This window comes from Sphingomonas sp. Leaf23 (genome assembly GCF_001421585.1).
GTDB lineage: Bacteria > Pseudomonadota > Alphaproteobacteria > Sphingomonadales > Sphingomonadaceae > Sphingomonas.
The window spans coordinates 687,582-711,225 of sequence record NZ_LMKR01000001.1; the positions used below are offsets into that span (position 1 = coordinate 687,582).

A 23,644-nucleotide genomic window follows, 5' to 3' on the forward strand; every position below is an offset into this window, starting at 1 on the left:
CCCGATGCCTGATGGCGCGGGCCGCAATGCGTGGTCGCGCCGGATGAATCGGCGCGAAATGACGGGTCAGAGGTAGGCCGGGGGTCCGCGTAACGGTGGACGCAGATAAGCCGGGCGTGAGGGTGCCGACGGGCTGGTCGCGACGAGCCCAAGGGCCAGGATGAAGACGATCAGCGCAGCGAGCTGGACGGGATCGATCGCCCCCAGCATCGCGGCCGACAGCCCCGAGAAGGCGCAGGGCATCTCCGCCTTGCCATGATCCTTTGACTTGCCGTGATCGGGCATGTCGCCATGCATCCCCGGCATTTCCATCGTCATTGCACGCGGAGCGGTGCCGGAGCAGATGGTGATGGCAAAATGCCCGGACGCGTTGTTGATCATGTACCCGGTCGGCACCAGCAGCTTCAGCAGCAGCGTGGCCGCGCAGATCAGCACGGCCAGATGGCGTTGCGCCAAAAGGTGCCTGATCGCCTGCACGCGCGCTAACTACCTGTATCGATTGCTAGTGTCACTGCGACAATCCGCCCTACCAAAGACGTACGCCGTAGCCGTCATCTGGAGGGATGCGGCGACCCGCGCGGCCAAAGGCCGAACCGACCGTTCCCAGGGCAAGCATCATCTCCCCGGCCGTAATGCTCGGGAAAGAAACAGGACCCCCTTTTCGCTTTGACGCGGGGGCAATCGGGGGCCGGTGCGATGCGAGGTTGCCTCGAACCGCACCGGCGACGCGTATCACCACTTCTTCGACAGGTTGATCGCGATAATCCGTCCCAACGCGCTGGAATAGGTCGGATCGTACCCGTTCGTCAGGTCGGCGTAAGGCGGGTCGCGATCGAACAGGTTACGCACGTTGACCCCCAGTCGCAGGTCGCGGGAGAAGCTGTGCGGGTCACCGTCAAAGCTGTAGCCGATATCGAGGTCGATGGTGTCGTAGGCTCCGATCCGACCGACCAGCGAACTGTTGATATTGCGGTACGGGCCGACATGGTTCCAGTTGACGGTGGCCGCTGCGCCGCCGCTGCGCCAGCCCAGGCTGCCGCGCATCTGGAATTCGACGGGAAAGCCCAGCTGGTTCTTGCTCTCAAGCAAGGCGCCACCGGTTTCCCCCGTCTTGTAGGTCAGGAAATAGGTGCCGTTCGCCCCAAGGGTGAAGGTACCGGCATTCGCGGTCTCCAGCGACCAGGTTGCCTGTAGATCGATCCCCTCGGCCTGCACCACCCCGACGTTGGTCCGGCGAGCATCGATCAGCGCGAGCGTGGGGTCCGCGAAATTGAGCGCCGGCGACGCGCTGAAACCGCTGTTCGCGAAGGTCTGTCGCAGGGTGTTGAAGGCGGGGGTACCGGCCAGCCCGACAAAGCCGGCATAGCGCGTCGGATTGTTCAGGTAGAGGAACAGCCGACCGAAGCCGTCGACGATCTGGTTGGTATAATCGATGTTGAAATAGGTGCTGCTGATCTTCAGTCCCGGTATGCCCCGCGGGGCAACGTCGACCCCGGCGCTCCAGGTGGTTGCCGTCTCGGGCCGCAAATTGGGATTGCCGCCAGCCAGCAGCGCGGCATAGACGAAGGTGCCGTTGGCAAGGGGCGCGGGGAACTGATAGATGCCCGCCCCGCTCGACAGCGCATCGTTTTCCGACAGGCCGGGCGCGCGGAACGACGTGCCATAGTTGCCCCGGATCGTCAGCCCTTCGATCGGGCTCCAGTTGGCGCCGAACTTGGGATTGGTCGTCGAGCCGAAGTCGCTATATTCTTCCCAGCGCAGCGCCCCGGTGAGATCAAGCCGGTGAAATCCCGGCACGGCATTGCCGCTGCCGAACACCGGGACGACCAGTTCGCCATAGACCGCCTTGACGCTGCGGCTGTTGCTGGAACCCGATGTGCCGGGCTGACCATTGACCGGGCTGCTGCTGATGAAGGTGCCATCCAGACGCTCGTCGCGATATTCGCCGCCGACCGCGATGCGAACCGCGCCACCGGGCAACGTGAACAGCGCGCCGTCAACCGTCCCTTCCAGCGTCTTGAGCGTGCTTTGCCCGGTCACGTTGAAACGGCCGCTGGTCACGAGTGCAATCGTCGCAGCATTGTTGCCGGCAGCACCGGTGAACAGGTTGAGCGCGGTCGCCGGATTGGTGTCGAGCAGCGACTGGTTCAGGAAGAAATTGTTGACCTGCGTGCGATCGGTATTGTCGCGGCCCCGGCCATAGGACCCTGACAGCTGTAGCCGGAAACCGCCCAGTCGCGCCTCCGCGCCCACGATCCCCTGATAGGTTTCGGTTTCGATCCTGGTGCGGCCGGACGGAAACGCCTGCAACAGCCCGGAGAACAGCACCGGCGTGCCCGCCGCCACCCCGGTCGGGCGGAACGGGTTGCCGGTCGGTACCGTGACGGCATTGAGGCTAAGCGCTTCGAACTGTTCGGAATTGCGGGCGCTGTAGAAGCCTTGCGAGAAGATCTTGATCCGGTCGGCCACTTCCTGCTCGGCATAGCCGAACAGGCTGGTCCGCTCGGTTTCGGGGATCAGATAGGCCAGCTTGGCGCTGTCGCAGCTGTTTTGCCCTGCGGCCAGATTGCCGAGCGACAGCCCGGTGCCGCTGCCTGCGGGCACGCGATATGCCGTGCCGCCGATCGTCAGCGTTCCGGGCACACCGCAATTGGTGGTCAGGCCGTTCGCGCCGCCGAACCGGCGGCGGTCGCTGGATACGAAATCCCGGTCGCTGCCGCGCAGCGCCGAGTTCCAGATGCGGTCCACCGCGAACATCGCATGGCCGCTGCCCCAGCCACCGCCGACCACCCCGCCCGTCTGATAGTCCCAATACCCATCGGCAGAGCCAACACGGAAGCTGACCTCCGCCCCGTCCAGATTCTTGCGCGGGATCAGGTTGATGACACCGGCCACGGCATCCGAGCCGTAGATGGCGGACGCACCGTCGGCGATGACTTCGACCCGTTCCAGCGCCAGCGGCGGAATGAATGACGGGTCGACCAGCTGACCCTGCGTTCCCTGTGTCGGTACGCGGTGGCCATCGATGATGGTCAACGTCGCCGTCGGGCCGATGCCGCGGAGATTGGGGGCGCTGGCCCGGCTGATGTTCGACGGTGCGGCCGCGCCCGACGACCCTTCGGCATTGATGCCGATCGCCGCGATCTGCGGCACCTGGCGCAGTACGTCCGCCGTGGTGGTGGCGCCCGCCGCCTGTATCTCGTCGCGACCAAGCGCGACCACGCTGGACCCGACCGGTGCCGTTCCACGGATGCGCGATCCGGTAACGACGATATCCTCCAGCGCCGCGTCCTCGGCGGCCTGGGTATCGCTCGCGTTCGGGGCGACCGGTTCGGCCACCTGCGCGATGGCCGGAAAAGCGAGGGCGAGCGACAGCGCGCTGCCGGCCACGCGAACGGCAAGCACGGCTTTAGGTTTCGGCATCCGATGGATCACGACAATTCTCCCATGTTGCGCCTGCGCGTCTGTCGCGCGCTGGCAATTTGACGATCGGTTGGTGTCAGGTGGCCCGGGCCGCACTGCGTCGCGCTTGCCACCGGGGGGCGAGTGACAGCAGCACGATGGCGGCGATCAACAGGCCGGCACCCGCGAGTTCCGCGCCGCTGGGCGCCCGCATCCCCCATCCGGCGGCGAGGATCAGCGCGGCGACGACGCCCGCGACCAGGCTCGATGCCCGTTCCAGCGGGACGCAATAGGCGTTTTCGCGGGGATCGAGCAGGATGATGACCGAGAAGATCGATACGATCGTCAGCGTGACCGCGATGAAGATCAGCCACGGCAGCGACGCATCGAACCAGATATCAACGAAACCGAAGCGCAGTTCGTTCGCCTGGTCGCCCAGCCCTGCCGCCGAAAGCCCGGCGAGGATCACGATCGACATCGGCAGGGCGAAGATCTTTTCCTCGACGAAATAGCGGCGGACATCGGCCGGATCGCCGGTCTTGCCGACCGCCGTCATCACCGACAGCCGAATGAAATAGCCGAGCGTGTAGAGAATGACCGTCACGATCGCGAGCGGCGGCATGGCGAACCCGCCCCGGCTGTAGAGCGTCGTCAGCAGTGCGATGCCGACGATACCGATCGCCGCCCAGCTCCACCAGCGCACCCGCCGCCCGAACATCAGGTCGATGATCGGCGCGATCAGCAGGACGTCGCCCCGCATCAGCAACTGGATGAAGGGGATGCTGACCCCCTCGAACGTGTAGGACAGCGGCACCGTGAAGATGATGCACGCGGTCCCTACCCCCGACAGCAGCGTGAACCGGGTCGGCACGGGCACGCGGAGGCCCAGGATGCGAACGCCGTGCGCGTCGCGGTGCCAGCCCGACACCCAGATAAAGGCATAGGTCAGGGCGAGGTTCAGGATCAGCGTCGCCGGCAGCGTCTCCAGCCCGGTAAGCGGGCGCCCCAGTCCGGGATGCGGCACCCGCGTCAGCACGGCCGTCACCAGGATGTTGGGGAGATAGGCGAGAAAATACAGCAGGATATAGCCCTCGATCGGGATCCTGCGGCGCGGCGCGGTCATGCCGCCTGCTCGAACCGGATCGGCGCGCTCAGCGCCCCGATTTCCGGGAAGCGGGTCGGCATCGGCTCGCCGGCCAGCACGAAGCCCGGCGCGGCCGACAGCAGTTCGTCAAGCGCGACGATCAGCTCGAGACGACCCAGCCCCGCGCCGACGCACATATGCGGGCCGCGACCGAAGGCCAGCGACGCCGTCATGTTGGGCCGGTCGAGCCGGAAGCTGTCGGGATCCTCGAAGACGTCTTCGTCACGATTGGCCGAAGCATAGACGAGCGCGATCGGCTCGCCCGCCGGGATGGTCCGCCCGCGGATGCATACGTCGCGCTCGGCCGTCCGCGCGAACCCGCGATAGGGCGTATAGAGCCGAAGGAATTCATCGACCGCCGCCGGCAGCAGCGTGCGGTCATCGCGCAGCTTCGTCTGCAACGCAGGGTCACGGGCCAGATGTACCGCCATTGCGCCGATCACGACGCTGGGCGCGATCAGGCCGACGACGAGAACTTGGCGAATAGTGCCGACAATCAGCTCGTCGGGCAGCGGCGCGCCATCGACGCGAACCGCCAGCAACGCGCTGGTGGCGTCGGTCTCGACCGCCAGCGGACTGGCCCGGCGCGCAGCGACGACATTCTGCGCAACCTCGTACAGCGCGGCGCTGGCGATCCGCGTCTGTTCGATATCGTTGGATTGTACCGCGATATTATACCGCTGCCCGACCTGTGCGAGCTGATCGACTGCAAGTTCGGACAGGTTCATCCAATGGCCGAACACCGCGACGGGCATGTGCGACGAAAAGTCGGCGCAGACGTCGCCGCCACCGCGCGCGACCATGGCCGCCAGCAGATCGCGGCAGATGCGACGCATCACCGGCTCGAGTGCGGCGACCCGGCGATCCGACAGAAGCGGGGCGAGCGCGCGGCGGTAGGGCGTGTGTTCGGGTGGATCGAGGTGCAGCGGCGGACGGCGGCCGGTAAAGGCGACCTTCGGCACGACATTCTGCTGCGACGTGAGATAGGTCTGCCAGTCCGCCGCCACCGCCGCGACATCGGCGTGCTTCATCAGCGCCCAGAAGCCGCCCCACGCATCGCTGTGTGCCACGGGGCATGTTGCGCGCAACCGCCGATAATCCTCATGTGGGCTATCGAACGTTTCTGGCGCAAGGGGATCGAAATCATGGGACATGCTGCTATGCTAATGTTTATGAAAACGCTTGCAAGACATAATTTCATGCATGACCGACCCTGCCATGCAGAGTAAGCTGCCAAAAATCGGAGAAGTCGCGAAGATTGCTGGTGTTTCTCCGGCAACAATCTCCCGATTTTTCAACAATCCCTCCGTCGTCGCCGATGAAACGGCAATCAGGATTCGGGCGGCGGTGGCGGAGGTCGGTTACGTTCCGAACCGCAATGCCGGGTCTTTGGCATCGAGTCGGTCGCGCATCATCGCCGTGCTGGTTCCCGACATCGCCCAGTCGATCTTCAACGACACGGTGGAAGCGATGATTGAGGAGCTTTCGAACGACGGTAACAGCGTCATGATCTCGCTGACCGGATCGGCCAACGAGATGCTCGACCGCCAGATCGACGCCGCCCTGTCCCGCCGGGTCGATGCGATCCTGCTGACCGGCGTGGTGACCGACGCCGCGATCCGCCAGCGGCTACGAAATCATCCGACCACTGTCATCGAAACCTGGGCGCTGCCCGACGATCCGATCCAGATTGCGATCGGCTTTTCCCATTTCGCGGTCGGGCAAGCGACGGCGCAATTCATTCGCGACCGGGGATATCGCCGCCCGTATCTCGTCGTTCCACAGTCGTCGCGCGCGATTGAGCGCGCGGAGGGTTTTCGATCCGCCTGGCGCGACCTGGGCGGCGAGGAACCGAAATTGCAGCCGGTTTCCAGCCCCAGCCATTTCGGTCAGGGGCGCGTCGCCTTTCGCGGTCTGGTTGGGCTCGATCCACAACCCGACGTCGCGATCTGCGGATCGGACTGGATCGCGCAGGGGCTGATCATTGAGGCACATGCGGCGGGCATTCGCGTGCCCGACTCGCTGGCGGTCATGGGGTTTGGCGACCTTCGCCTGGCTGGCGACATGCGCCCGACGATCACGTCGATCGACATCGACGGGCACGAAATCGCGCGGGAGACGATCCGCGTGCTGCAACGGCTGGCCGCCGGCGAGCCCGTTCCCGCCCGGTTGCCGGTCGGATTCAGGATTATCGCCCGCGAGAGCGCCTGATCGATCAATGAAAACGCTTGCAGAGCCGTCTGAACGCTGGCAATCCCTTCCCGTCCCTGGAGAGGAATAGCCATGAAGAAGCTTCTTTCGGCCGTGATCGCGATCGTGGCGTTGCCCGCGGCAGCACAGACGCCGCCCGCCGGCGCGCCAGCGTCTCCCGCCGAGACCGCCGATGCGTTCAACAAGGTGCCCGATACCCGCGGCACCGGCGCCTATCCCGCGATGAAGCTGGAAGATCCGGCATTTCTCGGCCATACCGTCTATCGTCCCGCCAATCTGAAGGCGTTGGGAAAGCGCAAGCTTCCGGTACTGCTATGGGGCAATGGTGGCTGTTCGAACGACGGAGCCTCGGCCCGGTTGTTCCTGTCCGAAATCGCATCACACGGCTATATCGTGGTCGCGGCCGGAACCATTCGCAGCGGCCCCGGAACGGTGTATCGGCCCGAACCACCGGTTGCTCCGCCGCCGGGAAAGGTCATCCCGCCTGTGAAAACGCTCGCACGCGACGTGACGGCCGGGCTGGATATGGCGATCAAGGCGAATGCCGACAAACGAAGCGCGCTGTATGGCCGGATCGATACCCAGCGGGTGGCGGTATCGGGGCATAGCTGTGGCGGGTTGCAGGCGCTGCAGGTCGGCGGCGACCCGCGCGTGCGGACGGTGATCGTCCACAATAGCGGGATTTTCGCCAATGGCGCGCAACCGATCGCGGGCATGGAAGTCGACAAGAGCCTGTTGAAGGCGCTGCACGGTCCGGTGCTGTACGTCATGGGCGGACCACAGGACGTCGCCTACCCCAACGGCACCGACGACTTTGCCCGCCTCGATACGGTACCGGCCGTGCTGGTCGACCTGCCGGTCGGCCATGGCGGCACGTTCATGCAGCCCAATGGCGGCAGGGGCGCACGCATCACCGTCGCATGGCTCGACTGGCAATTGAAAGGGGATCAGCGCGCAGCAGCGATGTTCACGGGGCCGGCCTGCGATTTGTGCCGCGAAGGCGACGTCAAGATCGAGCGCAAGCGCCTTGGTTAAGCTGCTCGCCCCCGCACTGTCCTGCATCGCCCTGGTCGTCGCGGCCAGCGCGCAGGCGCAGGTCGCTCCAATCGTCCAGCGGCTGTACGACGGTCCTGCGCCCGGTTCGGAACGCTGGCAATTGCCCGAACGCGCCGCGACGAGCGCGGACGGGACGATCGTATCGAACGTCCGCGACCCGGAGTTGCTGGTCTATCTGCCCGATGCGGCCAAGGCGACCGGTGATGCGGTCATCCTCCTGCCCGGCGGAGGGTTGCGCGTGCTCGGCATCGACCAGAAGTTGCTGGAGGTGGTCAAGCGGCTGAACGATACCGGCATGGCCGCATTCATCCTGAAATACCGCGTGCTGCAAACCCGGAACGCGCCGCAACCGCCGACCAATCCGGCCGCGGAACCGGCACGCTGGCCGGAATATCCGCCGCTCGCTATTCGGAACGCGAACGCCAATCCATCCCCGAACGATCCGGACCTTCAGGCGGTGTTGCGTTTTGCGGTCGCCGATACGCGCCGCGCCTTCGACCTGATCCGTAGTCAGCGCCGTCAATGGCGGGTCGATCCATCCCGGATCGGCCTGATGGGGACGTCGGCCGGCGGCGGAGTGGCGATCGGAACGCTGCTTGCTGCCGACCCACAGGCCCGCCCGCGCTTCATTGCCTCAATCTTCGGCCCCGCGCTGCAGGATGTGGCGGTTCCCGCCAATGCCCCGCCCCTGTTCCTGGTGACGGAGACAGGACACGGCCCGGTTACCGACGGACTTCAAGCCCTGACCACCCTTTGGCGCACCGCGCGACGACCGGTCGAGCTCCATATCTTCGACGTGCCCCCCGGCAAGCTGCGCAACGGACTATGGCTTGACCGCTTCTTCGACTGGTTGCGGGAACAAAAGCTCGATTAGGGTCAGGACTCGTTGATCAAAGCCAGAAGATGACGGCTGGGCAGCGATCATCTGCCAGCAGCGTGGCCGCGCCGGTGTAGTCACTAAGCTCGCCGGCGGTCATGAAGAAGCGCAAGGGGCGGCCGTTCTCATCGGCGACGACATGCAGCTTGCAGTTCATGCCGCCCTTGGCACGGCCGATCAGGCAGCCGGATACCCCTTTTCAACCTGCAGGCTGGATGCCGTGCGGTGCGCGTTCAAGTAGGTTGTGTCGATCATGACCAGCCGCGGCTCCGCGCCAGCTACAGCCGATCCTTCCAGCATCCGCGTGAACACACCCGCCGGTCATCCACTCTCGGCTTGCCATGGCTCGTGGGAAAGAATGGCCGCAGCCGCTACCCCCGCTCCCACGCGGCTTCCTGTTTGAGGGACAGTCGGTCGCGCCCGGCAGTCAGCAACGCCTGCTCGCGGCCATCCTCGCGGAAATGGACCGCGACATCCTGCGCATCGACGTCCCCATCGACTACCCGGTCGTCCGTCGTTGCGACATGGCCGACATAGCGCAGGCTCAGGTCGTAATGCCCCGACCAGAAGAACGGCACGTCGGAATAGTCGCCCCGCGCCTGTCCCAGCAGATGGCGCGCCAGCCATTGCCCCATCCGCTGCGCAACGACCCAATGCTCGACACGGATCGGATGGCCGAGGCGCGGGTCGGGAACGCTGGCGATATCGCCGATCGCATGGATCGCAGGATCGGAGGTCCGCAGCGTGCCGTCCACCCTGACGCCGCCGCCTGCGTCCTTGTCGGCGAGTGTCAGCCCGGCGGCCCGTGCGAGGTCGAGGCGGGGTTCGGCACCGATACCGGCCACGATCAGGTCGCCGGGCAGCCTGGTGCCGTCGTCGAGCGTCGCTGCGGTGCCGTCCCATCGGACAACTCGGCGTTCGGCGTGGAAGATCACCCCCTTCGACTGGTGCAGATCGCGGACCATCGCGCCGACCTCTGGCCCGGCGGTATGCTCGATCGGCAGTGCGGTGTCGGATACGACAGCCACCTTCACCCCGCGCGCGATCAGCGACGCGGCGACTTCCATTCCGATATAGCTCGATCCGACCACGATCGCTTGCTCGGCTTGGGCAGCACCGGCGATCAGCCGGTCGGCATCGTCCAGCGTCCGCACGACATGGGCGTCGGCCCGGTCGGCGCCGTAAAAATCAGGCTTCATCGCCTCGGCACCGGTGGCAAGGATCAACGTGTCGTAGCCAAGCGTTGCCCCATCGCCCATGCGGAGCGCCTTTGCCGTGCGGTCGATCGCCGACACACGTTCGCCACGGCGCAGGGTTACCCCCGGCAGCGGCGGCAACGCGCTGTCGTTGCGCTCAGCCTTGCCCGCCAGATATTGTTTGGAACAGAAGGTCCGGTCATAGGGTGCTTCGTCTTCCTGCTCGATCAGCGTGACGCACCCGCCTGCGCCGTGGCGCGCCAGCATTTCGGCACAGGCATGTCCTGCACCGCCGCCACCGACAATGACGATCCGACCGAGATCGGGCGTCGCACGATCCGACGCGGTCTCGACCTTCGACGCAGGACCGTCGATCCGGATGCGGCCATCGGCTTCGATCACCTCGAACCGGTCGAGCGGGGCGAATGCCGGCGCGCCAACCGCCTCGCCGGTCGTCACGTCGAAGGATGCATGATGCCATGGACAGCGGATCGTGCCGTCAACGACGATCCCGTCCGCCAGCGGCGCCTTGAGGTGGGTGCAGGTCCCCGACAATGCGCAGATGCGCCCGCCATGACGGACGACGACGACATCCCTGCCGTCCAATGCCCCCGCAATGACGGCACCCTCCGCCAATTCGGATGCATCGATCCCGGCGGTCAGGTCACGCTTGGCCATGGGCCGATCCTCTTCATTCAGACGCCTGCCAAGCACGGGCACGACCGAAGCGAAGCGTTCGTGACGGCCGGCGGTTCCGCCCATGAAGTGGCGAGAACGGCGGGAACCAATCTGCCCTACGATGTTGATCCGAATTAATTTTCAGTCGCTGCAGATGGTTGGGAACGCGAACGGCGCTGCGTCGTCCAGCAGGAGACTCCGCTGGATGAGGCCACATGACGCAACCGACCTTGGTATTTCTGCACGCATTGGGCGCAAGCGGCCGGGAATGGGATATGGTGCGCCGGCATCTGCCCGACCATCCGTCCCTCGCGCTCGACCTTGGCGGGTTCGGCGACCGCGCCGATTGCGGCTATGCCGATGTCGGAGCGATGGCCGACACCCTGGCGGATGCGATCCGCGCGCATGGCCTGACCGCCTGTATCCTGGTGGGGCACAGCATGGGCGGGAAGATCGCCACGCTGGTCGCCGCAAGGGCGGCGGCGGGTGAGGAAGGGCTTGCCGGTATCGTCGGCGTGGTGCTGGTCGCAGCATCGCCGCCCGCGCCCGAACCAATCGAGGACGACCGCCGGGCGCAGATGGTTGGCTGGGTCGCCGATGGTCAGGTTGCGCGCGGCGATGCCGAAACCTTTGTCGATGCCAATTGCGCCGCCCCGCTGCCCGATCCATTGCGCGAACAGGCGATCGCCGATGTCGAGCGGTCGAGCCGCGAGGCATGGCTGGGCTGGCTGGAGCGTGGCAGCCGCGAGGATTGGTCGTCGCGCGTCGGCACGGTCGCGATCCCCGCGCTGATCCTCGCCGGCGCCGAGGATGGCGATCTGGGCGAGGCGGCGCAGCGGGCGCTGAACCTGCCGCATTACCCGCACGGCACGGTCACGAAGATCGACGGCGCGGCGCACCTGATCCCCTATGAACAGCCCGAAGCGCTGGCAAAGGCGATTGCAGGGCATAGCGCCGCCATTGCGGACGCCGTTCTGCCGGCGGGGTTCGTCCGGCTGCTCGGGTCGGGTCGGGTCAGCCGTCGGACGCGCGCCGCAATGCTCGCGCGAACCCGCCCGGTGACTCGCGACGCGGCGTGCTGGTCGGACAGCGAACTGCTGCTGGTCGCCGCGCTGATCGCGCAAGTCTTGCCCGATCGCGGCGCCGATCGCGATCTGGCGCGGCGGGTCGGCGTGGCGGTGCATGGGTCAGGCGATGGCTGGCGCTTTGCCGAGCTGCCAGCCGACCCGGTGGCCTGGGCACGCGGCCTGGCGACGCTCGACCGGATCGCCAGCGGTTTCGCAGGATTGCCAGGCGATGTGCAGCGCGACTGGCTGCAGCGGATCGACGGGGGAGAGGCGGGCATTGCCGATGATCCCGATTATCTGTCACCCACGCAGATGTCGCTGTGGTTCGCCGATGTTCGGGCAGAGATCGTACGCCAGTGGATGGCAACCCCCGCCGCGATGGCCGCGATCGGCTATGACGGCTTTGCGGTGGGCGGCGATGGTCCGCGCAAGCAGGGCTATACCCGTACCGCCGCCGATGACATCGAACAATGGCAGCAGGCCACGGAGACGACCGCATGAGCCGCGCCCCCTTTGCCACCAGCGAAATCGTGGATGCCGTGGTCATCGGCACCGGTGCCGGTGGCGCGCCGCTCCTGTCGCGGCTTGCGAAGGCCGGACTGTCGGTCGTCGCGCTGGAGGCGGGCCGCGCCTTTCGACCGCATGAGCATGTCGCCGACGAACTGGCAGCCGACATCTATTGGATGGAGGAACGGCTGAGCGGCGGCGCGGACCCGACCGCGTTCGGTTCGAACAATTCGGGCATGGGCGTCGGCGGATCGACGTTGCACTGGGGCGCATTCTGCCCCCGGCCTGATTCACGCGACCTTCAGCTCCGGTCGTTGACGGGGACGGGCGCGGACTGGCCGATCGATCATGCCGAACTGACCGGCTATATCGAACAGGTGGAGGATTTTACCGGTGTATCGGGGCCGGCGCGTTATCCATGGGATGACGGCCGCCGCTATGCCTATCCGCCCGTACCGCGCAACGCATCGGCCGATGCGATGGCGCGGGGGTGTGCGGCGGTCGGCATCACCGCGACCGATGCACCCGCCGCGCTGGTATCGCGCGACCGCGATCAGCCCGACTGGGGGCAGCGGCAGGCATGCGTCAATTGCGGTACCTGCCACCAGGGGTGTCGCAACGCCGCCAAGACCAGCATGGATACCACCTACCTGCCCCACGCGATAGCACACGGCGCTGAGGTGCGGGCCGAGGCGCGGGTGCTGTCGTTTGAATTCGACCCCGCCGGGCGGATCAGTGGTGTCGTTTATCGCCAACAAGGTACGGACCACCGCCAGCGCTGCCGTGCGGTCTTCCTGTGCGCCGGCGGCGTGGAGACGCCGCGCCTGCTGCTCAACCTCGGCATCGCTAATTCAAGCGGGCAGGTCGGTCGCAACTTCATGGCGCATGTCGCGACACAGGTCTGGGGCAGTTTCGATGCCGAAATGCGGATGAACCGTGGCTACCCGTCGTCGCTCATCACCGAAGACCTGATGCGGCCGGATGATGCCGATTTCGTTGGCGGCTATCTGATCCAGAGTCTGGGCGTCCTGCCGGTAAATCTTGCAAGCGGCCTGGTGCGGGGGGCCGGGCTGTGGGGCGAACGGCTGACGGCGCTGCTGCACAACTATAACCGGATGGCGGGGATCGGGATCAACGGCGACTGCCTGCCGCACCCCGACAACCGCCTGATCCTGTCGGACGAGACCGATGCGTTCGGCCAGCGCAAGGCGCGGATCGATTTCAGCTATCAGCGCAACGAGCGCGCGATCGACCGACATGCCCGCCGTACGATGACCACAATCTGGGAAGCGGTGGGCGCAAGCGACATCTTTGCGGTCGGTCGGTCGGCGCATACCATCGGCACGGCTCGCATGGGGACGAATGGGGACGAAGCGGTAGTCGACGCCGACGGGCGCAGCTTCGACATTCCCAACCTCCTGATCTGCGACAATTCGGTCTTCCCGAGCGCGCTCGCCGCCAATCCGGCGCTGACGATCATGGCGTTGTCGCTACGCACGGCGGATCGTTTCCTTTCCGCAGGGCGGTAACGGGATTTTGTCAGGCGTAATGGGCAAGGGTGATGACGATACCGACCGGAGAACGCATGGTCCCCAAACGCGCTACCTGTCCGCCACACCGGCAATGAGCGATTGCAGCAGGTCGCCGGTCGGCCCGCCGGTTTCCCAGGCATAGACCGCCAGCGATAAAGGCGCTTCGGCGGAAAACAGGTCGCTGGTGCGGACGGCATGATGCCCGATCGTGCCGACCGGCAGGACCGACACGCCCAGCCCCGCCTCGATCGCGGACAGGACGCTGCCAAGGCTGTTGCCGGTAAAGGCGATGTACCAGCGGCGCCCTTCCCGTTCGATCCGGTCGATCATCAGGTCACGGTAGAGGCCGCCGGGGGGAAAGGTGACGAGCGGCAGCGGGTCCTGCCACGCGGCACTGTCGTTCGCCTCCACCCAGGCTAGGGGCTCGGGAAACGTCGCCCGCGCATCGCCATCGGTCACCGCTTCCTTGACCACTACCAGATCGAGCTCCCCTCCCCGAAACCGCCGTTTCAAATCCCGGCTGAGACCGGTCGTCACATCGAGGCGCATTTCGCGATAGCGCCTGGCGAATTGCGCGAGGAGCCGGCCGAATGCGGGGGTGACGATATCGTCGGGCACGCCGATCCGCAGCGCGCTCGTTCCCGACGGGTCGGCCAGCAACGCTTGCGCCTCAGCCTGTAGCACCAGCATCCGTCGTGCGTGGCCCAGCATTCGTTCGCCTGCGGGAGTTGGCGCGACCGGGCGGGCGGATCGATCGATCAGGCCGTGCCCCACCGCCGCTTCGAGGCGTGCAAGATGCTGGCTGACCGTCGACTGGGTGGAATGCAGCCGATCGGCGGCAAGGGTGAAGCTGCCGCAATCGACGACCGTGACGAACGTGCGCAGCAATCTGGGATCGAGCATGCACCATTCTGATAGCGAATAATCATTATCACAACATATCATTCGTAAATGCAGCTGTGCGTTTCCATGTCGTCGTTCGATCGACTGGAGGATTGCCGCCTTGACCGAAACGACGAAACCTTGCGTATTCCGCAATGCCCATATGCCGGATGGTCGGCGGATCGACCTCGCGGTGCGGGATGGCCGGTTCGTGAACCCATCGGCTGTCGGCGAGGACGCCGAAGTGATCGACCCTGACGGGCTGCTGGTCCTGCCGGCCTTCGTCGACGGGCATATCCATCTCGACAAGAGCTTCGTCGGTGATCGCTGGCATCCGCACCAGCCGGCCGATACCCTTGCCGATCGGCTGAAGATCGAAAAGCGGCTGCTGGCACAGGCGCTGCCCGTCACGACACGGGCGAACGCGCTGCTGGCGCAGGCGCACGCCCATGGGACGGTCGCGATGCGCAGCCATGTCGATATCGACGCGACGCTCGGTCTGGCCAACCTTCATGCGGTACAGACGGCGTGCGAGGCATGGCGCGGACGGGTCGATGTCGAGATCGTCGCTTTTCCACAGGCCGGTATCCTGGCGTCGCCGGGTACCGCCGATCTGCTCGACGCCGCCGTCCGCGAAGGTGCCGGCGTCGTCGGCGGGCTCGACCCTTCCACCTTCGATGGCGACGCCGATGCGCATCTCGACATCGTATTCGGCATCGCCGAACGGCGCGGCGCAAAGGTCGACATCCACCTCCACGAGCCCGGCCGACAGGGCATCGAACAATTGCGGCGGATCGCGGGGCGCACGCGTGCCGCCGGTCTGCAGGGCAAGGTCGCGGTCAGCCATGCCTATGCCCTTGGCGATGTTTCGCGCGATGATGCGTCGCGCACCGCCGATCTGCTGGCGGAGACGGGCGTGGCGATCATGACCAACGCGCCGGGCGATCGCGCCTTCCCACCGATCAAGCTGCTACGCTGGGCGGGCGTCTGGGTGTTCGCTGGCAACGACAATATCCGGGATGCGTGGTGGCCGTATGGCGATGCCGACATGCTCGGCCGGGCATCGATGATCGGATACCGATCCGGATTTTTCACCGATGCCGATCTCGCGGTTGCGCTGGACCTCGCCACGACAGACGCCGCGACGGTCATCGGACGGGAACGGCACGGCTTGGCTATCGGCGACGAAGCGACGTTCGTGATCGTCGATGCCGACAATGCTGCGGCGGCGGTCGCTGCACCGCCCGCGAACCGCCGCCTCGTCCAGCGTGGCGTGATGGTCACCCCTGCCCTGTCGCGGCTCGACACCCGCTTTCCCCACTCCACCATCCGACAAGGATCTTGATGATGAAGACGATCGCGCTCGCCCTGCTGGGCGCAGTATTGGCGACGCCCGCTGCGGCGGCGGACATTTCGACCCATGTCCTCGACCTCGCCCGCGGGGTTGGCGGCACGGGCATCCCGGTCATTCTGTTCAAGCGCGACGGCAACGGCGGGTGGCAGCAGGTGGGCACCGCCACCACCGATGCCAACGGGCGCGTCCGCACATTCGGCGAAGCGAAGGCGTTCGGGCCGGGCAATTACCAGCTACGGTTCGACATGTCGCGCTACCCCGATGCCGCGGCATCGCCATTCTTTCCGGAAATCACGCTGACGTTCCGCGTTACCGACCGCGACGGCCATTATCACGTTCCCGTGGTCGTCAGTCCCTATGGCTATTCGACCTATCGAGGAAATTGAACATGGCTGCCCTGCCCCACCATGGTCGCTATACCTACAGCCCGATCGTCGGACGTCCGGACTATAGCTGGCCGGAGGGGCGGCGGCTTGCCCTCTATCTCGGCGTCAACCACGAGGTCTTTGCCTTCGGCGACGGCCTGGGCGCCGAACTGGCGCCGGCCAAGACCGACCCCGACGTCATGAACTTCGCGTGGCGCGACTATGGCAACCGGGTCGGCGCATGGCGCTTCATGGAGATGTTCGATCGCCTCGAACTCCAGACGACCGCGTTGTTGAACAGCGCGGTCATCGAACAATGTCCGGGCCTTGCCGAAGCCTGTCGCGACCGTGGTGACGAGATTGCCGCCCATGGCCGGACCAACGCGCAGGCCGAGGGCGAGCAGAGCGAGCAGGAGGAACACGACCTGATCGTGCGGACGCTGGAGGAGTTTGCCGCAATCGGCGTGCGTCCGCGCGGGTGGCTGGGGCCGTGGATTTCCGAAAGCCATCGCACCCCCGATCTGCTGGAGGAGGCCGGGTTCGACTATGTCCTCGACTGGGCGCATGACGATCAGCCGACACGGTTGCGCACGCGCAGCGGCAAGGGGATCTGGTCGGTGCCCTATTCGCAGGAGGTCAACGACATCCCCTCGATCATCGCCCGTCATCAGGAGGCATCGACCTTTGCCGACATGATCGCGGACAGTGTCGAACAGCTGCTAAGCGAATGCGAGCGCCGCCCGCTGGCGCTGGGTATCGCGCTGCACCCCTATATCATGGGCCAGCCCCACCGCGCACTGCATCTCGATCGGGTGCTGACCCGGCTGCGCGAAGCCGATGACTCCCGCATCTGGTGGACGACGGCGGGCGCCATCGCGCGGCATGTCACGGAAAATGCACCGGAGTTGCCGGATTAGCGTTCCCGTCGGACCTGAACGGCCAAGCCAGTTTTGCCCGACCCCGATCGCCGGCACGCGTCGATATACGATGCCGTGATGACAAATACCTGCCGCGTCGACATTTCACTCGACCCCACGACGGCAGGCGTGCGGATTGTCTACGACGGCCGGGTCATCGCTGCCGACCTTGCCGCCGAAGCATGGGAGGCCGGCCCGGACCCGCTCACCGCCTGTGAACGCGATGCCCTGCGTCTGGCGGAGGAGGGGCTGCCGAACCGGGAGATCGGGCTGCGCCTGTCGCTGTCGCCGGGCACCGTGCGCAACTATCCTTCCGAAGCGGCGGCGAAGCTGGGGGCTGCCAACCGGATCGAAGCCGGGCGTATCGCGCGAAAGAAAGAATGGCTGCGACCAACCCATTGTTGTCTGTTCAGGCGCGGCCAAGTCCCGGCGATCTCACAAACGCGTACGCAGGGTGATGCCATAGGTCCTTGGGTCTCCCAGGGTGCCCGTGATCGCGCCGGTATTGGCCGCTGCGCGCGACAGGAAATACGTCTCGTCGGTCACGTTGCGGCCCCAGAGCTGCACGTCGAACAACCCGTCGTCCGTGCGAAAGCCGAGCCGCAGGTTCAACAGGCCATAGGCCGGGATGACCGAATAGCGGCTCAGGCTGGCGGTAGTGTTGGTGCTCGATCGATAGCTGTAATCGCTGCCGAAATAGACCTCGCCCGAACGACCGGCCATGTTGGCGATCTGCGCACGGAGTTCGCCGCCCGCCGATGCGGCCCATTTCGATACGCCGGGCAGGCGCTGTCCCGACAGGTCGCACAGCGTCCGGCCGGTGACCTCGATCGGGCACGGCGCATTGGCGTAGGAGATATAGCGCGCGTCGTCATAGGTGCCCGATCCGTACAGCGTCAGCCACCGCGTCGGCGTCGCCCGGAGATCGCCTTCGAACCCGCGGGTGCGGACCTTGGCCGCGTTGGTGAAGAAGCTGACCCCATTGCGTTCGATGTCGATGATCGTCGTCTGGTAATCCTTCACATCGGTCCAGAAGGCGGCGGCATTGGCGGTCAGGCGCCCCCCGAACCACGTTGTCTTCACCCCCGCCTCATAGCTGTCGATCGTCTCGGGCGCGATCACCGGGTTGGCGGCGAACTGCCCGGTGGTGGTGATATTGGCGAGGTTCAGACCGCCGAACTTGTTGCCCCGCGCATAAGTGACATAGCCGAGCACCGGGGCCGCCACCTTCCACGATAGCGTCGCCTGCCCCGACAGCCGACCCGCCTCGGTCGCCGCATCATAGCGGTTGGCGATGCCATAGCGCGACCGGATCGTCTGCGCCGCCGCCTGCTGCGCCGCCGTCAGCCCGGCCAACGACCGTCCGGTCGCGACCTGATCGAAATAGCCGCGCTTGGTTTCATAGGTATAGCGCAACCCCGTCGTCAGATCGACGCCCGGCACGACATGCCATGTCGTCTGGGCAAAGGCGGCATAGCTGTCGGTGACGGGGCGCGAATGGCTGACCACGTTGTAATCGTTGAGCGCGGCGGCCCCGACTGCGGCATTGGTCGTCGGCGGCAGGAACCAGTCGGCGGCACGGCTGCCATAGCGATTTACCGCCTCCGCGCGGATCGATTGATAGAGATAATAGACGCCCGCGACATAATCGACCGGGCGGTCGCCATTCGACGCGATGCGCAGTTCCTGGCTGACCTGTCGCTGTTCGTTGCTCTGGTGGAAATCGGCACCGGCATCGATGCTGGTGCTGTCGCCGTCATTATGCGGATACCAGTTCCACGCCCGATAGGCACTGACCGAGGTCAGCGTCGCCGCGCCCAGATCGAGGTCGGCAGTGACGTTGATACCGTGCTGGTTCATCGCATAGCGCGGATTGGCGTCGACATCGGTCAGGCGGAATGCGGGATCGGCCGGGACCGGCGTGTAGCCGAGCCGTGCGGCGCGGTCGTAATAGTTGTTCGCGAAATTGGTGCCGTTGTCATAAGCACGGATCGCACCGAGCAGGATCGTCCCGGCGGTAAACGAACGCTGCCGCCCCCAGTCGCCGATCACCCGGAGCGTCAGCGTGTCGGTCGGCTTGTAGAGCAATTGCCCCCGGACATTCAGGTCGTGGAAATTCTGTCCGAAGCGCCCGTCGAAGCGGTTGCGGGTAAAGCCGTCGCGGTCGGTCTTGGACACGAACAGTCGCGCGGCAAGGCTGTCGGTGATCGGCCCGGACACATAAGCGTGAAGCTGACGAAACCCGAAATTGCCAAGCGACACATCGCCGCCGCCCTCGACATCGAAGGTCGGCGCCTTGGTCGTCACCACCACCGCACCGGCCGACGTATTTTTTCCGAACAGCGTTCCCTGCGGGCCGCGCAGCACCTCGATCCGCTCGAGGTCCGCAAGGTCGAACACGCTCTGGCCGGGCCGTGCCAGATACACGCCGTCGACATAGACGCCGACCGCAGGCTCCAAGCCGTCATTATACACTGCGACGTTGTTTCCCAGGCCGCGGATGTTGATGCTGGTGTTGCGCGGATTGGTGTTGGTGACGACCAGACTGGGGGTCAGTTGTTGCAGGTCGCGCAGGTTGTAGGTGCGGGTCGATTCGATCTGCGCCGCACCGAATGCGTTGATCGCGATCGGCACGTCCTGGCTGCGCTCGGCACGGCGGCGCGCGGTGACGACGATATCCTCGCCACCCGCCGCATCTTTTGGCGCATCGGTGACAGTTTCGTCGGCCGACGGCACCGGATCGGCCATCGCCGGCGTAGCGGACAGGGCCACCCCGGCCAACAGGAGCAAGCGGCAGGCACGGGCTGGCGAAATCGGCATCGATGGTCCCTCGGTCACGAATGATGGCGGCGCGTTCGCCGGGCGGCGCATGGCTAGGATAGGGACGCCAACGAAACGAACGCACTAAATCCTACTTGATTGGTAGATTATCTTTATTGTTGCTGCCCGCCGGGGCGTTATGCCCGTGCGTGACCCCTTCGCCTTCTTCGGAGACCCCATGCCGGCCAAGTCCCTGATCGCCGCTGCCCTGCCCGCGCTGCTCGTCGCGCTACCCGCTGTCGCCGCACCGGAAACACCTCCGGCGCCAGCGCCAGCGCCAGCACCGGCGGCACGCGCCGTCGCCGCCAAGGATGCGCCCAACTTCCTCGTGATCGTCGCCGACGATCTCGGCTGGTCGGATCTGGGTGCGTTTGGCGGGGAGATCGCCACCCCGAACCTCGACGCGCTCGCGCTGTCGGGGGTGCGCTTCACCGGCTTTCACACCGCGCCGACCTGCTCGCCGACCCGCTCGATGCTGATGAGCGGCGTTGACAATCATCAGGCGGGCCTGGGCACCATGGCCGAGCTGCTCAGCGACGCAACGCGCGGTCAGCCGGGCTATGAAGGCTATCTCAACGACCGGGTCGCCTCGATCGCCGAGCTGCTGCGCGCGGGCGGCTATACGACGCTGATGGCGGGCAAATGGCATCTCGGCCTGACCCCCGATCGTGAGCCGGCGGCACGCGGCTTCGAACACAGCTTCGCGCTCTTGCAGGGCCTGTCGAACCATTTCGGCGCGGATCAGAATGCTGCGTGGCAGAATGCCGGCCTCGCTCCCAGCTACCGCGACGACGGCAAGCCCGCGTCGCTTCCGGCGGGGCGCTATTCGACCGATTACCTGGCCGACCGGCTGATCGGCTATCTCGACCAGGCCAAGCGTGCCGGTGACGACCGGCCGTTCTTCGCCTATCTTCCCTTCACCGCACCGCATTGGCCGCTACAGGCCCCGGCAGAGACGATCGCGAAATACAAGGGCCGCTATGACGCCGGCTACGAGGCGTTGCGCGACGCACGACTGGCGCGTCAAAAGCAACTCGGCCTTGTCCCCGCTGACGCCATCGCCCACCCGACCGAACAGGTCCGCCCCTGGGCGTCGCTGACAGCCGAAGAGCGTGCGATCGAAGCGCGAAAGATGGAGGTCTATGCGGCGATGGTCGATCGGCTCGACCAGAATGTCGGGCGCGTGATCGCCACGCTGAAGGCGCAGGGCCGCTATGACAACACCGTTATCCTGTTCCTGTCGGACAATGGCCCCGAAGGGAATGTCATCGAAGCGCCCTCGCCCCGCTTCAAGATCGCCGATCCGAAGGCACCGCCCGCCAATCCCGACGCGCCGACACCGGTCGACCCGTCGCTCGGCATCGACAACCGCCTCGCCAATATCGGCGCGGCGACCAGCTATGTCGGCTATGGTCCGGGCTGGGCGCAGGCGAACTCGACCCCATCCTGGCTGGTAAAGGGCTATCCCACCGAAGGCGGCATCCGCGTCAGCGCCTTTGCCGCGGGCAAGGGCGTTGCCGGCGGCGGGCGGATCGCCAGCGCCAATCTCGACGTGCGCGACATCGCGCCGACGCTGCTCGACTATGCCGGGCTGAAGCAGCCGGCGACCTTTGCCGGACGGGCGATCCTGCCGCAGCAGGGGCATAGCCTGCGCCCGGTCCTGACCGCTGCCGCGCCGGCGGTGCGGACGGCGGATGAACCGGTCGGCTACGAACTTTTCTATCGCCGGGCCCTGCGCAAGGGCGACTGGAAGGTCGTGTACCTCGCCGCCGGCACCAATCGCTACACCCGCAAGGGGGTCAGCACCGGGCGCTGGCAGCTGTTCGACGTCGCGCGCGATCCGGGCGAGACGCGCGATCTGGCGGCGGCCGAACCCGCCCACCTCGCCGAACTGGTCGCGGCATATACCGCCTATGCCAAGGAGAAGGGCGTGGTGCCGCTACCCGTCGCCGAGGTTCCTGCCGCCGGGATCGCCAAGCCGTGAGGCGGGCGACGACGCTGTTGCTGGCGACAGCGGGGCTGGCATCGATGGGAGCGCACGCACCCGCCGCGCGATGCGACGCGACCGATCGCTGTGTCGCCATTCCTGCGGGCATCGTGCTGCTGGGCGAGGACGGTGCGGGACGACCGGGCGTTTCGACCCCGGTAGCTGCGTTTCGCATCGACGCGCATGAAGTCACCAACCGCCAGTTCGCCGCCTTCGTCGCCGCCACCGGTTATCGCACGCGCGCCGAACGTGAAAGTGGCTCGGCGGTGTTCGTCGCGCCGACCGAGCCGGTCCCGCTCGACAACGCCGCCCGCTGGTGGCGGTTCGTGAAGGGGGCGGACTGGCGCCATCCGCAGGGACCGGGCAGCGCCCTGGACCGGCATTGGCAAGATCCCGTCGTCCATGTCGACCGCGCCGACGCCGCTGCCTATGCCACCTGGGCCGGCGGCGTCCTGCCGACCACCGAGCAATGGGAGCGCGCCGCACGAGGGGGACAGACGACCCCGCGCGACCCGACCACATGGGCATTCGACCACGGCAAGGCCCGCGCCAATGTCTGGGAAGGAATCTTCCCGATCGCCGATACCGGCGCAGACGGCTATGCCGGGATAGCCCCGGTCGCGCGCTTCCCGGCCAATGGCTTCGGCCTCTACGATATGGTCGGCAATGTGTGGGAATGGGTGTCCGGCGACGGTTCGGTCGGACTGGTCAAGGGCGGCAGTTTCCTGTGTGCGACCAATTACTGCGCGAACTTCCGCCCCGCCGCGTTCCAGGCGCAGGAGCAGGACTTCCCCACCTCGCACATCGGGTTCCGCGTCGCTTATCGCGTGCGGTGATCTACGGCCTCGACAGGCCGACGGCGTGGGCGTGGGCGTGGGCGTGGGCGTGGGCGTGCCGTCTACATTACCGGCACGCCCGTACAGTCACATATCCGCGGCGGTCGGGCGAACGATGACCTCGTTGATGTCGACACCCTCGGGCTGCTCCAGCGCATAGCGGATCGCCCGCGCGATCGCGTCCGGCGTTAGCGCCTTCTTCCGCCAGCCCGTCAGCGCGGTTGCGACGGCGGGGTCGGTAATGTCGTGCCCCAGCTCGGTGGCGACGACGCCCGGCGAGATCAGCGTCGATCGGATCTCGTCATGCTCCTGCCGCAACCCCTCGGTGATGGCGCGTACGGCATGTTTGGTGGCGCAATAGACGGCAGCGGTCGGCATCATCATGTGCGCCGCGACCGAGGCGACATTGACGACATGCCCGCTGTGCTGCGCCACAAACCGGGGCAGCACGGCGGCGATACCGTTGAGGACGCCGTGGATGTTGACGTCGACCATCCGCTTCCATTCGTCGCGTTTGAGCGCGGCCAGTGGCGACAGCGGCATCACGCCGGCGTTGTTGACCAGCACGTCGACGCGCCCGAACCGCGCTTCGGCGGCTGCGACGAAGGCGTCGAAGTCGGTGGCGTCGGTCACGTCGAGTTCACGCCAGCCAACGCGCTCGCCCAATTCCTCCGCCAGTGCCTTCAGGCGCTCTCCGCGACGCGCGCCGAGGTACAGCTGGCCGCCGGCCTTGGCCAGTTCGCGTGCCGTCGCCTCTCCAATCCCGCTCGATGCGCCGGTGATCAGGATAACCTTGTCGATGCTTCCTGCCAT

At 66.2% G+C, this 23,644-nt stretch carries 18 protein-coding genes and 2 pseudogenes; 11 read left to right on the top strand and 9 right to left on the bottom strand.

All coding sequences use genetic code 11. The features are described from left to right. Positions 1–66: 66 nt before the first annotated feature. The 4 genes from ASE67_RS03370 to ASE67_RS03385 all read right to left on the bottom strand — a co-directional run bounded on the left by ASE67_RS03370 (position 67) and on the right by ASE67_RS03385 (position 5,616). Positions 67–477 carry a DUF2946 family protein gene (locus tag ASE67_RS03370; protein ID WP_055756731.1) on the bottom strand — a complete coding sequence of 137 codons (411 nt, stop codon included), beginning with the start codon at positions 475–477 and terminating at the stop codon, positions 67–69. Positions 478–732: 255 nt separating this feature from the next. Next, positions 733–3,435: a TonB-dependent receptor plug domain-containing protein gene (locus tag ASE67_RS03375; protein WP_162236329.1), complete on the bottom strand. Its 2,703-nt coding sequence runs from the start codon at positions 3,433–3,435 to the stop codon at positions 733–735. 64 nt (positions 3,436–3,499) lie between these two features. After that, a complete protein-coding gene (locus ASE67_RS03380; RefSeq protein WP_055756735.1) occupies positions 3,500–4,525 on the bottom strand; it encodes a hypothetical protein in 1,026 nt (341 codons plus the stop codon). Then, the gene (locus ASE67_RS03385; RefSeq protein WP_235511768.1) at positions 4,522–5,616 is read right to left on the bottom strand and encodes a cytochrome P450; all 1,095 of its coding nucleotides are present in this window, start codon (positions 5,614–5,616) and stop codon (positions 4,522–4,524) included. Before ASE67_RS03385 ends, ASE67_RS03380 begins: the two co-directional genes overlap by 4 nt. Before the next feature lie 148 nt (positions 5,617–5,764). Between ASE67_RS03385 and ASE67_RS03390 the strand changes: the two genes are divergently transcribed. The 3 genes from ASE67_RS03390 to ASE67_RS03400 all read left to right on the top strand — a co-directional run bounded on the left by ASE67_RS03390 (position 5,765) and on the right by ASE67_RS03400 (position 8,687). After that, a complete protein-coding gene (locus tag ASE67_RS03390) occupies positions 5,765–6,757 on the top strand; it encodes a LacI family DNA-binding transcriptional regulator (RefSeq protein WP_055756962.1) in 993 nt (330 codons plus the stop codon). A gap of 72 nt (positions 6,758–6,829) precedes the next feature. Then, entirely contained in the window at positions 6,830–7,792 is a 963-nt protein-coding gene (locus ASE67_RS03395) for a hypothetical protein (protein ID WP_235511769.1), read from the top strand. 121 nt (positions 7,793–7,913) lie between these two features. Continuing rightward, complete coding sequence (locus ASE67_RS03400; protein WP_156348497.1) at positions 7,914–8,687, top strand: alpha/beta hydrolase; 774 nt, start codon at positions 7,914–7,916, stop codon at positions 8,685–8,687. Between the two features lie 55 nt (positions 8,688–8,742). Here ASE67_RS03400 and ASE67_RS17640 read toward each other — a convergent pair. Then, a pseudogene (locus ASE67_RS17640) lies at positions 8,743–9,058 on the bottom strand (IS5 family transposase); the annotation flags it as partial. Positions 9,059–9,061: 3 nt separating this feature from the next. Continuing rightward, a complete protein-coding gene (locus ASE67_RS03410; RefSeq protein ID WP_055756741.1) occupies positions 9,062–10,564 on the bottom strand; it encodes an FAD-dependent oxidoreductase in 1,503 nt (500 codons plus the stop codon). 215 nt (positions 10,565–10,779) lie between these two features. On the opposite strand from ASE67_RS03410, the gene ASE67_RS03415 reads away from it, so the two are divergent. Then, positions 10,780–12,132, top strand: a complete 1,353-nt coding sequence (locus tag ASE67_RS03415; RefSeq protein WP_200922148.1) for an alpha/beta fold hydrolase — start codon at positions 10,780–10,782, stop codon at positions 12,130–12,132. Next, entirely contained in the window at positions 12,129–13,667 is a 1,539-nt protein-coding gene (locus ASE67_RS03420) for a GMC family oxidoreductase (protein ID WP_055756743.1), read from the top strand. Before ASE67_RS03415 ends, ASE67_RS03420 begins: the two co-directional genes overlap by 4 nt. Positions 13,668–13,739: 72 nt before the next feature. Here ASE67_RS03420 and ASE67_RS03425 read toward each other — a convergent pair whose 3' ends face one another. Further along, the gene (locus ASE67_RS03425; RefSeq protein WP_055756745.1) at positions 13,740–14,573 is read right to left on the bottom strand and encodes a LysR family transcriptional regulator; all 834 of its coding nucleotides are present in this window, start codon (positions 14,571–14,573) and stop codon (positions 13,740–13,742) included. A gap of 100 nt (positions 14,574–14,673) precedes the next feature. Here ASE67_RS03425 and ASE67_RS03430 point away from each other — a divergent pair, with 100 nt between their 5' ends. The 4 genes and pseudogenes from ASE67_RS03430 to ASE67_RS17645 all read left to right on the top strand — a co-directional run. Further along, positions 14,674–15,897 (top strand): amidohydrolase family protein, encoded by a 1,224-nt coding sequence (locus tag ASE67_RS03430; RefSeq protein ID WP_235511771.1) that lies wholly within the window; start codon positions 14,674–14,676, stop codon positions 15,895–15,897. A 2-nt stretch (positions 15,898–15,899) separates the two neighbouring features. After that, the gene (gene uraH / locus ASE67_RS03435; protein ID WP_055756968.1) at positions 15,900–16,292 is read left to right on the top strand and encodes a hydroxyisourate hydrolase; all 393 of its coding nucleotides are present in this window, start codon (positions 15,900–15,902) and stop codon (positions 16,290–16,292) included. Between the two features lie 2 nt (positions 16,293–16,294). Beyond that, the gene (locus ASE67_RS03440) at positions 16,295–17,188 is read left to right on the top strand and encodes a polysaccharide deacetylase family protein (protein ID WP_055756749.1); all 894 of its coding nucleotides are present in this window, start codon (positions 16,295–16,297) and stop codon (positions 17,186–17,188) included. A gap of 78 nt (positions 17,189–17,266) precedes the next feature. Beyond that, positions 17,267–17,542, top strand: a pseudogene (locus tag ASE67_RS17645) (helix-turn-helix domain-containing protein); the annotation flags it as partial. Positions 17,543–17,623: 81 nt separating this feature from the next. Here ASE67_RS17645 and ASE67_RS03445 read toward each other — a convergent pair. Beyond that, positions 17,624–20,008 (bottom strand): TonB-dependent receptor, encoded by a 2,385-nt coding sequence (locus ASE67_RS03445; RefSeq protein WP_055756970.1) that lies wholly within the window; start codon positions 20,006–20,008, stop codon positions 17,624–17,626. A gap of 178 nt (positions 20,009–20,186) precedes the next feature. Between ASE67_RS03445 and ASE67_RS03450 the strand changes: the two genes are divergently transcribed. Further along, positions 20,187–21,992, top strand: a complete 1,806-nt coding sequence (locus ASE67_RS03450) for an arylsulfatase (protein ID WP_055756751.1) — start codon at positions 20,187–20,189, stop codon at positions 21,990–21,992. Next, positions 21,989–22,831, top strand: a complete 843-nt coding sequence (locus ASE67_RS03455; RefSeq protein WP_055756753.1) for an SUMF1/EgtB/PvdO family nonheme iron enzyme — start codon at positions 21,989–21,991, stop codon at positions 22,829–22,831. The genes ASE67_RS03450 and ASE67_RS03455 overlap by 4 nt, the downstream gene beginning before the upstream one ends. An 87-nt stretch (positions 22,832–22,918) precedes the next feature. Here the strand turns inward: ASE67_RS03455 and ASE67_RS03460 are convergent, their stop codons facing one another. Continuing rightward, positions 22,919–23,644: an SDR family oxidoreductase gene (locus ASE67_RS03460; RefSeq protein WP_055756755.1), complete on the bottom strand. Its 726-nt coding sequence runs from the start codon at positions 23,642–23,644 to the stop codon at positions 22,919–22,921.